A 12,969-nucleotide genomic window follows, 5' to 3' on the forward strand; every position below is an offset into this window, starting at 1 on the left:
TGTGTTCGCCGTCCATGGTTCGTGTCATGGAAGAATTCGAAAAACGCATGCAGTCGCACCCCATGCAGCCCGCGCCGGTCATGTCGAACAACGCGCTTCTCAGCTCCGACGCTATCAGGCCAATTATTGCGACGCTGGTCGAAGAACTAACCGATGGGATCGCGATCGCACAGCGTTTGGGCGCCAATTCGCCTTTGCTCTATGTCAATAAGGCCTTCGAGCATCTGACTGGCTACGCTCGGAACGAGGTCGTCGGGAAAGATTGCCGCTATTTGCAGGGCAACGAGCGCGACCAACAAGAGGTCGTCCACATTCGCGCTGCGATCGAGGCGGCGGAGCCTCTGGACTCAACGCTGCGTAACTATCGAAAGGACGGGTCGGCGTTCTGGAACAGTCTCAGTCTCCGGCCTGCCTGGGTGGGCGAAGAACTATTTTACGTCGGCATACTGCGCGACGTCTCGGCGATTCGCCAGGCGCACACCGCGCTGGATCGTGTCGCGAACCTCGACGCGACCACGGGTTGCCTGAACCGTCAAGCATTTATCCTGGCTACCGAGGAGCGTTTCGCAACCAATGCCAAAGCGACGCCCTTGGTCGTGAAGCTGGATGTGATCGGTTTTCACGATTTCAACACGGGATACGGTTTCGAAGTCGGGGATGCCCTGCTTTATGAAACCGGGCGGCGGCTGCGGGACGTGGGAGCTGCCCAGGTGGGACGCATGGGCGCCAATGAGTTCGCTTTGGCTTTTGAGCTCACGGATGGATCAAGTGCGGATACTATCGTGGCAGCGGTATCCGCTTCGCTTGCCGCAGACTTCGTCGTGCCAGGTGCAAGTGTCTCACTGCGTTTCGCCATCGGCTATGCGGTGGGCCAGCCTCGGGCGAGACCCATTTCGCTGATCCGCAATGCCGGCATCGCCCTGTGGGCCGCCAAGTCCGCCCCTCTGGGTGGTCCGCGACGGTTTCGAGACTCGGATCACGAACAGGCAAGCCGACGCGTGCGAATGACTCGCGAATTGAAGGTCGCGGTCGCGAATGACGAATTTGTGTATCACTTCCAACCCCAGGTAGACCTTGCAACCGGCGAGTGGGTGGGTGCGGAAGCTCTGATACGCTGGAATCATCCTCTGTTTGGCAGCCAGCTCCCCGGAAGTTTCGTTGAGACTGCCGAGCGATCAGGTCTGCTGCTTGATCTGACCGAACGAAGTCTGACGACCGTCGCGGCTTATGCACGGGGCATTAACGCGCATCGCGGCAAGGCTTTGCGCTTTGCGGTGAATGTATCCGCCGGGGAGTTCCTGCAGCATGACATGGCCGAAATGCTGTATCGGGTCCTGTGTCTGACCAAGGCCGACCCGGCATGGTTGACGCTTGAGATCACCGAAAGTATGTTCCTCAGCGATACACCCGGCGTGATGGACGCCTTTCAGCGGCTGCGACAGAGCGGCGTCGGCCTTTCCGTCGATGACTTCGGCACGGGCTATTCGAACCTGCGATCGCTCGAAACCTTTCCGGTTACCGAGATCAAGATAGACCGCACCTTTATCAGCGAACTCGCAACGAGGCCGTCCAGAAGGGTGATCGTCCAGGCCGTTATCGATCTTGGACGCGCCCTTGGGTTAACTGTGGTTGCAGAAGGCGTGGAGACCGAGGCCCAGCGCAAAATGCTTCGCGAAATGGGCTGTCCGGTCGGCCAAGGCTACCTTTTCGGCCGTCCCATCGACGCCGAAGTTTTTGCAGCCGACTTGGCACGGATTGGGAGCGACGGGATGGAGACAGCCTAACGTCAGCGGGAGTAAGGACCGATTTGGCCCCGCGAGTAATCGCGGAGCCAAGAGACGCTGATCAGATGAGGCTGACGTTCTCGGCCTTGGACTTTCCAGTCTTGCGGTCCTGTCCCACATCGTAGCTGACCTTCTGGCCATCCTGAAGAGAACCACCAAACCCTACGGCGGAGATGTGGACGAAGACGTCCGGGCCGCCGTTGTCCGGTGTGATGAAGCCGAAGCCCTTGTCCTGTGCGAAAAATTTGACGGTACCTGTTGCCATGTTATCCTCGTTAATTGAATACGACGCGGTAATACTATTGTTCGATGGCGGTGGCCACAAGGCTTTATGGCCTTCTCGAGACAAGTCGCCGTGGATGAGTGGCTTTCAAAAACGCCTGTTTTGCGGTCTCAGTCACGATCAGCACGCGATCTGTTGAATTTCAGCACGAATTAATTCGTATTTCCATTCTGCTCCCGCGCACAAAAATTGAAGCAACGAGTTGCTTATGGACAAATTTGTCGCGTTGAGCGGGCCTGATCTTGATCGGCAAAGCAGCGCAGTTTGAAGGCGTAGAGAGTTCCGGCCGCCGAGATCGCTTGCTCTATGTGCATATAGCGTCTCTATAGCGGTCAAAATGCTTAAAGTTTAGTCATTTGCAGGGTTGCGGATATTTTCATCGATCTATCTTGCGGATACGCTATTTGCGTGCTTGTATAGACAACCTAGGCAGTCATCACAGTTGCCGAGCCTGAAGGCGCAGACAAAGCGCAGGAGAGATTTGCATGATCGTCTTCGACAACGTCACCAAGCAATATGCGGGCGCGGCTACTGCCGTAAACGGTTTGTCCCTGACGGCGCCAAACGGCAAACTGACCGTGTTCGTCGGCCCTTCGGGTTGCGGCAAAACCACATCCTTGCGGATGATCAACAGGTTGATCGTACAATCGTCCGGGTCGATCCTTCTTGACGGCGAACCGACAGATGGCATGGACGTGGCACTGCTGCGTCGTCGTATCGGTTATGTCATCCAGCATGCCGGGCTTTTCCCCCATCGCACCGTTGTTCAGAACATAGCGACCACTGCGCGGCTAAACGGAGCGCCGAAGGAAAAAGCACTGCGCACGGCGCATGAGTTGCTTGAGCGTGTAGGACTGACCGCCGCCTTTGCCGATCGCTATCCGTGGCAGCTTTCGGGTGGCCAGCAGCAACGCGTCGGTGTTGCACGTGCACTCGCTTCCGATCCCAAATTCATGCTGATGGACGAACCCTTCAGTGCTGTCGATCCCGTCGTTCGTACACAGTTGCAGGACGAATTTCTTCGCTTGCAGCGTGAGATTGGCAAGACCATCATCATGGTGACGCATGATATTGACGAAGCGTTGAAGCTTGGCGATCAGGTTGCTGTTTTGCGTGCTGGCGGAACGCTTGCGCAGATCGCCACTCCAGAGGAATTGCTGGCGCGCCCGGCAGATGCCTTCGTGGCGGACTTTATCGGCCGGGACAGAGGGTATCGCTTCCTGAGTTTTGCCGAATTTGACGGAGCAGTCCCTCTCGGTGCGGAGCCGACAGCCTTGCTCGGCGCAACACCGGACAGCCTTCGTGGCGTTGCAACGGATCGCTGGGTTCTGGTGACTGACGCCGAACATCGTCCCATCGGATGGGCCGATGCGCAGGGTCTCAGGCAGCCACTGCGTGAGGGAGATCTCAATCTCAGCGGTACGCTGGCGCCGGAAGGCAGCAGTTTGCGCCATGTGCTCGATGCAGCGTTGAGTTCGCCCTCCGGCCGCGGGGTCATCGTAGGGTCAACGGGCCAGCTTGTCGGCACCGTCACACTCTCTGATGTCGCCAAAGCCATCGAAGCCGCGCGGGTCGGTCGCTTCGGAGGTCAGCCATGAGGTTTGATTGGCTCTACCGGGAATCCGGGCGGATTTTCGAGCTTTTCATCTGGCATCTCGGCCTTTCGGTCATCCCGGTGGTGATCGGCCTGCTTCTTGCCCTGCCGCTCGGTTGGATTGCGCAGCGGGCCGGTTTATTCCGGTCGACCCTGCTGGGGGTTGCCGGACTTCTTTACACAATTCCGTCGCTTGCGCTGTTCGTCCTGCTGCCGCTGGTGCTCGGCACCCGTATACTCGATCCGCTAAACGTCGTCGTCGCGCTGACGATCTACGCGTTGGCGCTTCTGGTGCGAACAGTGAACGATGGTTTGGAATCGGTTTCGCCAGACGTCCTCCAGGCGGCGAATGCCATGGGCTACAGACAGGTTGCGCGTCTGGTGATGGTGGAGCTACCGCTCGCCGTTCCTGTGATTGCCGCCGGATTGCGTGTGGCCGTGGTTTCCAATGTCAGCATCGTTTCCGTAGCGGCACTGGTTGGAACGCCGCAACTTGGTCTGCTCTTCACGCAGGGGCTTCAGCTGCGGTTCCTGACGCCGATCATAGCAGGCATCGTACTCTGCGTGCTGCTCGCAGCCTTGCTGGACGGGCTTGTTCTGTTCATTTCACGCCGCCTGACGCCGTGGCAGCCTGGGAGTGCGGCGCGATGATCGAATGGTTTAGCGATCCAGCTCACTGGACAGGGAGTGATGGTGTCATCGTTCTCGTCGGTCAGCATCTGGCTTATAGCTTTGCGGCCCTTTTCCTCGCCTGTCTGATTGGCTTGCCGGTTGGGCTTTATGTGGGACACACGGGACGCGGTGTCGTCTTCATCGCGGGTCTTGCAAATGCGCTGCGCTCCCTTCCAAGCCTCGGCCTGATCGCACTTCTTGTGATTGTTTTTGGCCCCGTTTTCGCATCCGATATGGCTTTTATCGTACCCAGCCTTATCGTGCTCGTGCTTCTGGCCGTGCCGCCGATCATGACTGGCAGTTACGCCGGTATCGCGGCGGTGGATCCCGCTGCGGTGGACGCTGCAAGAGGCATGGGGAAACGTCCGCTCGATATTCTGTTCGATGTGGAACTGCCCTGCGCTCTGCCATTGATCTTTTCCGGTCTGCGCAGCGCCACGCTTCAGATCATCTCGACCGCAACCATCGCCGCTTATGTTTCTCTTGGTGGTCTCGGTCGCCTGATCATCGATGGGCGGGCGCAGAACGATTATTATCAGATGGCCGCAGGTGCCGTTCTCGTCGGTGCGTTGGCCCTGACCGTGGATCTGATCATCGGCGTCATATCGAGGGTCACCGTATCACCAGGGCTGACGCGTCGAGCGAAGCGTTAGAGGTTCTAAAATAACCGGGTTTTCTATTCCACGACTGTTTCAACATAAAGGAGAAGCTCGCATGGCATTCAGGATCATCACTGCCGCCAGCGCATTTGCGCTCATGGCACTTTCCGCTGCTTCGGCATTGGCGCAAAGCAATCCGCTGGCCGCGCCAGCCACTCCGCGAACCGATACGACGACAATCATCGTCGGTTCCGCCGACTTCCCCGAAAGCCAGCTTCTGGCGACGATCTACGCCAAGGCCCTTGCCGCCAAGGGTGTTGCCGTCGAAACGAAGTTGAGCATCGGTAGCCGCGAAGTCTATATCCCTGCGTTGCTCGACGGATCAATCGATCTGTTGCCGGAGTATGCTGGTGCGACGCTGAGCTATCTCGACAAGAACGCCACGGCCCATTCGCCAAGCGATGTGGCCGCAGCGCTCAAGGCGGCTCTGCCGAAAGGCGTCTCGATGCTGACACCCTCCGCAGCACAGGATTCCGATAGCGTGGCTGTGACGCGCGCGACCGCTGACAAATACAAGCTGAAGACGATTGCCGATCTCGCACCCGTAGCCTCGCAGCTCGTACTTGGCGGTCCACCGGAATGGAAAACGCGCAAGGAAGGCATTATCGGTCTGAAGGAACTTTATGGCCTCGAGTTCCAGTCGTTCAAATCGCTTGACGTCGGTGGCCCGCTGACCCTTTCGGCACTCATCAACGGTCAGGTCCATGCTGCAAACCTGTTCTCGACCGATCCGGCCATCGCTGCAAACGATCTCATCGTGCTTGAAGACGTCAAGAACCTCTTTCCCGCCCAGAACATCGTACCAGTGATTGCCACACCGAAAGTTAGCGACGTTGTGACAAGCACTCTCGATGCTGTTTCTGCCGCCCTGACGACGAAAGATCTCGTCGTTATGAACGGTCGTCTGGCCAATCACGACAGTTTCGATGTCGTGGCGGGCGACTGGCTGGCCGAACACAAATTGAACTGAATCCATCGGCAAAGGGCGTGGCATTGCCCCGCCCTTTGCCGACAACCCTGCGTATTGGTGACGTCATAGCTATGGATCACGACAGAAAGATTTTCCGGGAAGTGATGCCGCCGATATCTGAGGACGCTCGTGACGCGCAGGGCACCGAAGACCAGAGTTCACCGCTCTATGTAAAGCTCAAGGACTATGTCCGCAGTCGCGTCGAGGCGGGTGAGTGGAAGATCGGTCAACGTGTTCCATCGGAAAACGAACTGGTCGATATTCTCGGTGTCAGCCGTATGACGGCCAACCGCGCTTTGCGTGAGCTGGCCGACGAAGGGCTTGTGGTGCGTGTACGCGGCAAAGGTTCGTTCGTTGCGTCCAAGAAGCGCACATCGCAGTTCCAGAGCGTACCCAACATTGCCGAAGAAATAACACGCAACGGCGGTGTTCACAGCGCGCGGGTCATACTTCTTCAAATCGAAACCTGCGATCCAGATCTTGCCGAAGCTCTCTCTGTTCCGGCTGGCAGCCTTGCTGCGCACTCGATCATTGTGCATGCGGAAGACGGCGTGCCGATGCAAATCGAGGATCGTTTCGTCAATTCGGAATGCGCGCCCGATTACATCAAACAGGATTTCAACCTCGTAACACCCAACGGTTATCTCACGCGAGTGGCACCGATCGTGAAGGCCGAGCAGCATATCGAGGCGGTCAGCGCACAGCCCTGGGAATGCAAGCTGCTGGCGATTTCCAAGACGGAACCATGCCTGCTCGTGCGTCGTCGCACATGGTCGACAAAGGGGATCGTGTCTTCTGTCCGCCTCCTTTATCCCGGCAGCCGCTATCGTCTTTACAGCAGTAATTGAGACACGGGCCAACGCCGGCAGTATTCAAGATGGAAAATTCCCGCTCCTCGTAGCCGTTTCTGCATCATAGGAAAACGTCATGACTGTTCTACTGGATGATGGATTGAGTTGGCGCGATGTGGCCCATATCGGCAAGGGCGAGGCACTGCGTGTGTCAGACGCGGCCTATCTGCGGATTGACCGGGCGAGCCAGATCGTTGACAGCATCGTCGAAAGCGGTGTGCGTGCCTATGGCATCAATACCGGGGTCGGTGCACTGTCGGACACTGTGGTGGATCGCACCGCGCAGGGTCGGCTTTCGCGCTCCATTATTCTCAGCCATGCCTGCGGTGTCGGCCCGTTGTTGGATCCTCGCGAAGTTCGGGCAATCATGGCGGCGCAGATCGCCAATTTCGCCCATGGGCACTCCGGTGTCCGACGCGAGATCGTCTCGCATCTGTCGACGTTTCTGGAACAGGATTGTATTCCCGACGTGCCGTCCCGCGGATCGGCGGGCTATCTGGTGCACAACGCGCATGTTGCGCTTGTTCTGATCGGAGAAGGCCAGGCCCGGCTCGGCGGGCGCGTTATGAGTGGACGGGATGCCCTGGCGGCAATGGGACTTCAACCCATCGTGCTGGGTGCCAAGGAAGGGCTGAGCCTCGTCAATGGTACAGCCTGTGCGACCGGTCTTTCCTGCATGGCACTCGCGCGGGCCAATCACCTGCTAGATTGGGCCGATGCCATAGCGGCGCTGACGCTTGAAGCAGCAGGCTGCCAGATCGACGCTTTTGACGAGACGGTTCTCGCGCTGCGTCCCTCGACGGGAATCGCGGCCGTCGGGGCTGCTCTGCGATCCCGGCTTGAAGGCAGTGGGCTGGTTGCCGCCGCTCATGGCAGGCGGACACAGGACGCGCTAAGCCTGCGTGCCGTGCCGCATGCGCATGGTGCTGCACGCGACATCTTCGATGCCTGCGCCTCCATAGTTGACCGAGAGCTCGCCTCCGTCACCGACAATCCCGCGATCCTTGGCACGCCCAAGCAGCCCATCGTCTCGTCGGAGGCCCATGCCGTTGCCCCGGCATTGGGGCAGGCGGCAGACAGTCTCGCCATCGCCATTGCACAGATTGCCTCCATGAGCGAGCGCCGTATCGACAGGCTGGTCAATCCTCTGGTGAGTGGTCTGCCGCCATTTCTGGCGACCGATGCCGGAAGCCATTCAGGTTTCATGATCGCGCAATATACGGCCGCAGCTCTTGTCGGCGATAGCAGACGTCTTTCCGCGCCTGCCTCCACAGATGGAGGGCTGACATCGGGATTACAGGAGGATTTCCTCTCTCATCCCACGGCTGCCGCCAACAAGCTGCTCGCGGTTCTCGACAATGCCGAATATATTCTGGCCATCGAATGGATGGCCGGGGTGCAGGCCCATGATTTCCTGGAAAGTGTTGCCGGGCGGGCAGCCGGAACAAATGCGGTCTACAATCTGCTTCGCGAGCACCTCCAGCCCTATTCGGATGACCGGCCTCTGTCTGCGGACATGGAAAAGGCAAGGCTGCTCCTGCGTGATTTCTCGCCACCGGATATGTGATTGAAAGCCGTAAGGCTCGTGCCTTACGTGGTGAAAGGCAGGTCGATACCCTTGGCGCGGATGAAGGGCAGGCCTTTGCGCCGTGCAGTCCAGCCGATAACGTGAAGGCTCCGGGCGGCCGGTTCATGCCGTTGCGCAAGCATCCAGGATTTGCAGTCGATCGCGGCAATGTCCGCCCGGCCCTCGGCCACTGCGATGACGGAAGCGCGGTGCGCACCGGTTTCGAGACAATTTTCAAACAGATCGAGGCCCGCGCCTTCTGCTTCCAGATCGCGTTTCAAGCTGAGATAGCCGGATAATGACTTGTGCTCGTTGAATGCCAGTATTTTCCCGCTAAGAAATCCTTTCGGCAAAGCGGCCTCACCGGTTTTCGAAGGTTCAGCACCCTCTCCACCGTCTGCTATGCGGGCAATGATGGCGCTGGAATAGAACTCGCCTGCACCACCCTTGATGCCATTATAATCGCTCTGTCCAATCACCTGCACATGATCCTGCAGGCCAAACTCCATTGGGCCCCAGCAGGTGCCGGATATCAGCAGAGCCGGATGCCGCCAGAGCACCGCAAGATCCAATGCATCGGGATCGAGCGTGGCAGGGTCTGCGGCAATGATGGCGCCGTCCTTTCCACGAATACCTCCCGGAACCGCCGGCATATCGCCGTTGCGTCTGGTGAGGCCTTTGGGAGCGTCGATACCCTCTGCTAAAAAACGGTTGCGCATATCGGCCCACAGCCTGTCCGTCTCATTGCGCAGTTCGGGCCAGTCATACATTGGCAGTGCCGCGATCCATGTCACGATGGAATTTCCAGTCTCACGTCTTGTTCCTGCATCGCATGGTCAGAAAAAATCAGAGCGGCAGGCACGACGGGTGACGCGATTAAAACTTGCTCGTCCCGTCTCAAGACAGGATGCGCTACCGGTTCCTTGGCCTTGAAGGCGAAAGCACGGAACACCTCGAAATAATTGCTGAACACATATCCTTCATTCATCTTCTGCCACTCCGCCCGCCTCTCGCTGTAGAGGGAGGGCAATTTATACCAGGCGGCTGTCGGCATTTTGTGATGCACGAAATGCAGGTTGTTATAGAGAAACAGTGGAGCCAGGATGGAGTTTTCAACAATGATCGTTCTCCCATCCGGCTGTTCGGACCATTGATGTTCGCAGTAGGAGCGAATGGCAATGATGGATATGCCCAGATAGGCCGCCACACTGACATAGAGCCAGATTGGAACGCCGAAAATCAGGGATATGACCAGCAGTGTCGGAACAAGTCCGGCCAGATGCAAGGTCCAGGCATAGATCACCCGCCGATCACCCTGCGCGATCTTGCGCCATTCGGATATCGTGAAACCAACAACCATCAGCGGAGGGCCGATGACCAGACGCCCGATGAACGTATTGTTCCATCCCAGCAGGACCTTGAGGAACGACGGCATCTTTTGCCAGTCGCCCATAGCCCGGTAATAGCTTTCCGGATCGTCGAATGGGTCGGTCAGACGCTCGTCTGCATGGTGTTGCAGATGCGTGCGCTTGTAACTGCGATAGGGGTAGAAAATCCCGAGCGGCAGAAAGACCAAAGCTTCGTTCAGTCGTGCATTGCGCGTGGGGTGCCCATGCAGAACCTCGTGCTGGAGCGAGGAGTGCAGGGCAACTGCAATGCCCATGAGCACCAGAGAAACGATTGGAAACATCGGATACAGAAAATATCCCGCCAAAATCCATAGACCGTAACAGACCGCCAACAGCGAGACTGTTGGCCATTCAATTCGGTCACGCGTTCTTCTGCGGCGCATGCCAGTCAGCCGCGCCGTCTTCTTTGCCAATATGTCTGTCATTTCATACTCTTGATGCCCCTGTCATCGCAGGGTCGCACCAGTCTCAGTCAGCCACAACGGGTTTATGGTGACCAACTGTTGATTTTGATAACAGTTTAAGCATTATGATGATAATTATAAACAAACGGGTGAATTGTGGACAAACGCACGCTCGCAGAATTGTTTCGTGCCCGCCTGATCCAGCTGGTGAACAGGTCAGAAGACAGCCAGGCGTCTTTTGCCGCCGCCATTGGCATTGATCGATCAGCACTTTCGCAATTGCTTTCCGGTGATTCGGCGCGGCTTCCGCGTGTGGAGACGCTGCTGAATATCGCCGAGCGACATTCCGTCTCGCTCGACTGGCTACTCGGTCTTTCCCATGATCAGGGGTTGATGGGGGAATTGCGGCCAAGTTTCGAGATCGAGGAGGGCGGTGCGGACTATACGGATACGCTGTTGATGAAGTGGCATGCGGAAGCGGCAGGCACCAAAATCCGTTATGTTCCGGCACGCATTCCCGATCTGCTTCGCACACCCGAGATCATCGCTTTCGAGGCCATGGGCGCGCATCAGAGTGTGATGGCGCAGGCCAGCGAAACGGCGTTTCGACTCGATTATAATCGCCAACCTGGTACCGACATGGAAGTTTGCATGCCGCTCGAAACGCTGGAAGCTTTTGCGCAGGGGCGCGGTATGTGGAGCGGTTTGGACCGCGAGACACGTGCCGAACAACTCAAACATATGTCGGGACTTATCAGCGAGCTATACCCATCATTCCGGCTGTTTCTGTTCAATGAAAAAGAACGCTTTTCCGTGCCCTATACGATCTTCGGTTCGCAACGGGCAGCACTTTTCGTCGGCGCCATGTATCTTGTGCTCAATAACGCTGAAGCCATCCGTAAGATGCAACGTCACTTCGACGAGCTGATACGTTTTACCCGCATTCATGCCCATGAAACCGCGGATTTTGTTATGAATTTGGACGTCGCTTAGTCCTGTGGCGGGTACCAGCTTTCGCACATCATCGAACCTGTTTGCTACGTGACGATATGGTCGGGATTGAACAGGAGAGGAAGGCCGCCATGGCCGCGAAATAACGACCTCCTCCACAAACCGGATCTTTTGTAACGGGGCCAGAAAAGGCCCGGCAGTGCCGGGCTGTAATCTATGATGTTACTTCGGCCGAAAACGCGGATTTGATCAGTGTTTTGGTATATTCAGCCGCCGGCCGCTCGAATATCGCGTCCGTTTCTCCCTCTTCGACAATCTTCCCGTTTCTCATCACGATGACATAATCCGAAATGGCCTTTATGACTGAGAGGTCGTGGCTGATGAAGATGTAGGAAAGGTTGTGCGTTTTCTGCAAATTACGCAAGAGGTCGATAACTTGTCCTTGAATGGATCGGTCCAGCGCCGATGTAGGTTCATCGAGAATGACGACATCTGGCTTGAGGATGATCGCGCGGGCAATTGCGATACGCTGACGTTGCCCGCCTGAAAACTCGTGCGGGTAGCGGTTGCGGGCGGCGGGATCGAGGCCGACTTCTTTCAGCGCTTCTATCGCTCGCTCGTCGCGCTGCGCGCGGCTGAGCTGTGGGTCGTGCACAAAGAGACCCTCAGTGATGATCTCTCCAACAGTCTGCCTTGGCGAAAGAGATCCATACGGATCCTGGAACACGAGCTGCAGCTGCCGCCGCAATGGCCTCATTGCCGTTCGGCCAAGTCCGGTGATTTCCGTCTTGCCGAAGAAAATGCGGCCTTCTGCAGTGACAAGGCGCAGAAGCGCGCGACCGAGCGTGGACTTGCCTGATCCGGATTCACCGACGATGCCGATGGTCTGCCCTTGATGAAGGCTGACATTAACGCTGTCCACGGCCCTGAAAGCCCGTGACTTCGACAGGAAGCCGCCCGGGATCACATAATCGATCGTGACGTTCTGGCCAGAGAGAACGACCGGCGCTTCTTTGCCGACCGGCGGCTTGTGGCCGCTGGGTTCGGCATCGAGAAGCATCCTCGTATAGTCCGCCTGCGGGCGCTCGAAGACCTCTTCCGTCGGACCGGTTTCAACGATCTCGCCTCGGCGCATAACCGCAACACGATCGGCAAAATGCCTGACGACACCGAGATCGTGCGTTATCAACACCACGGCCATGCCGAAGCGCTGCTGCAACGACTTCAGAAGATCAAGGATCTGCGCCTGGATTGTCACGTCGAGCGCGGTGGTTGGCTCATCCGCGATCAGAATATCCGGCTCGTTTGCCAGCGCCATGGCGATCATGACGCGTTGGCGCTGGCCGCCTGAAAGTTCATGCGGGTAACTGTCGATGCGCCGCTCCGGGTCTGGAATACCGACAAGTTTCAGAAGCTCGAGAACGCGTGCCCTCGCTTCCTTCTTGCTGCCGCCCCGGTGATGGACGATTGGCTCGGCGATCTGCGCGCCGATCCTGTAAAGCGGATCGAGCGAGGTCATCGGCTCCTGGAAAATCATGGTGATTTTCGCGCCACGGATTTTGTTCAGCTCGTTGACCGGCAAGCCTACCAACTCGCGTCCACGATATTGCGCCGAGCCTTGAATGACGCCGTTGGAAGCCAAGAGGCCCATGATGCCCATCATGGTCTGGCTTTTGCCGGAGCCGGATTCCCCGACGACAGCGAGCGTTTCACCCTGCTTTACGTGGAGATCGACACCTTTGACGGCGTTGACCGTGCCGTCTGGCGTGGCAAAATCGACCTTGAGATTGCGGACGGTGAGAATGTTTTCAGATGTCGTATTCAT

At 57.6% G+C, this 12,969-nt stretch carries 12 protein-coding genes; 8 read left to right on the plus strand and 4 right to left on the minus strand.

Annotated features, from left to right (window positions below; all coding sequences use genetic code 11):
* The first annotated feature begins 26 nt into the window (after positions 1-26).
* A complete protein-coding gene (locus ACQZ45_RS22090; RefSeq protein ID WP_333711310.1) occupies positions 27-1,784 on the plus strand; it encodes a putative bifunctional diguanylate cyclase/phosphodiesterase in 1,758 nt (585 codons plus the stop codon).
* A gap of 61 nt (positions 1,785-1,845) precedes the next feature.
* Here the strand turns inward: ACQZ45_RS22090 and ACQZ45_RS22095 are convergent, their stop codons facing one another.
* Positions 1,846-2,049: a cold-shock protein gene (locus ACQZ45_RS22095; protein WP_003518333.1), complete on the minus strand. Its 204-nt coding sequence runs from the start codon at positions 2,047-2,049 to the stop codon at positions 1,846-1,848.
* A 503-nt stretch (positions 2,050-2,552) separates the two neighbouring features.
* On the opposite strand from ACQZ45_RS22095, the gene ACQZ45_RS22100 reads away from it, so the two are divergent.
* From ACQZ45_RS22100 to ACQZ45_RS22125, 6 genes are all read left to right on the plus strand, one after another.
* A complete protein-coding gene (locus tag ACQZ45_RS22100) occupies positions 2,553-3,665 on the plus strand; it encodes an ABC transporter ATP-binding protein (protein ID WP_019566835.1) in 1,113 nt (370 codons plus the stop codon).
* Positions 3,662-4,312, plus strand: a complete 651-nt coding sequence (locus tag ACQZ45_RS22105; protein WP_019566836.1) for an ABC transporter permease — start codon at positions 3,662-3,664, stop codon at positions 4,310-4,312. The genes ACQZ45_RS22100 and ACQZ45_RS22105 overlap by 4 nt, the downstream gene beginning before the upstream one ends.
* A complete protein-coding gene (locus tag ACQZ45_RS22110) occupies positions 4,309-4,986 on the plus strand; it encodes an ABC transporter permease (RefSeq protein ID WP_003518330.1) in 678 nt (225 codons plus the stop codon). Before ACQZ45_RS22105 ends, ACQZ45_RS22110 begins: the two co-directional genes overlap by 4 nt.
* 61 nt (positions 4,987-5,047) lie before the next feature.
* A complete protein-coding gene (locus ACQZ45_RS22115; RefSeq protein ID WP_003518329.1) occupies positions 5,048-5,962 on the plus strand; it encodes an ABC transporter substrate-binding protein in 915 nt (304 codons plus the stop codon).
* A gap of 104 nt (positions 5,963-6,066) precedes the next feature.
* A complete protein-coding gene (hutC, locus tag ACQZ45_RS22120; protein WP_025595150.1) occupies positions 6,067-6,810 on the plus strand; it encodes a histidine utilization repressor in 744 nt (247 codons plus the stop codon).
* A 79-nt stretch (positions 6,811-6,889) separates the two neighbouring features.
* Positions 6,890-8,380, plus strand: a complete 1,491-nt coding sequence (locus ACQZ45_RS22125) for an HAL/PAL/TAL family ammonia-lyase (RefSeq protein WP_025595149.1) — start codon at positions 6,890-6,892, stop codon at positions 8,378-8,380.
* A 23-nt stretch (positions 8,381-8,403) separates the two neighbouring features.
* Here ACQZ45_RS22125 and ACQZ45_RS22130 read toward each other — a convergent pair whose 3' ends face one another.
* Positions 8,404-9,150: a phosphate/phosphite/phosphonate ABC transporter substrate-binding protein gene (locus ACQZ45_RS22130; protein WP_029658842.1), complete on the minus strand. Its 747-nt coding sequence runs from the start codon at positions 9,148-9,150 to the stop codon at positions 8,404-8,406.
* 20 nt (positions 9,151-9,170) lie between these two features.
* Entirely contained in the window at positions 9,171-10,214 is a 1,044-nt protein-coding gene (locus ACQZ45_RS22135) for a fatty acid desaturase (protein ID WP_025595147.1), read from the minus strand.
* 135 nt (positions 10,215-10,349) lie between these two features.
* Between ACQZ45_RS22135 and ACQZ45_RS22140 the strand changes: the two genes are divergently transcribed.
* The gene (locus ACQZ45_RS22140) at positions 10,350-11,186 is read left to right on the plus strand and encodes a helix-turn-helix domain-containing protein (RefSeq protein ID WP_025595146.1); all 837 of its coding nucleotides are present in this window, start codon (positions 10,350-10,352) and stop codon (positions 11,184-11,186) included.
* Between the two features lie 172 nt (positions 11,187-11,358).
* On the opposite strand, the gene ACQZ45_RS22145 is transcribed toward ACQZ45_RS22140, so the two are convergent.
* A complete protein-coding gene (locus tag ACQZ45_RS22145; RefSeq protein WP_025595145.1) occupies positions 11,359-12,969 on the minus strand; it encodes an ABC transporter ATP-binding protein in 1,611 nt (536 codons plus the stop codon).

The organism is Agrobacterium sp. 16-2014-1-2a, assembly GCF_053522705.1.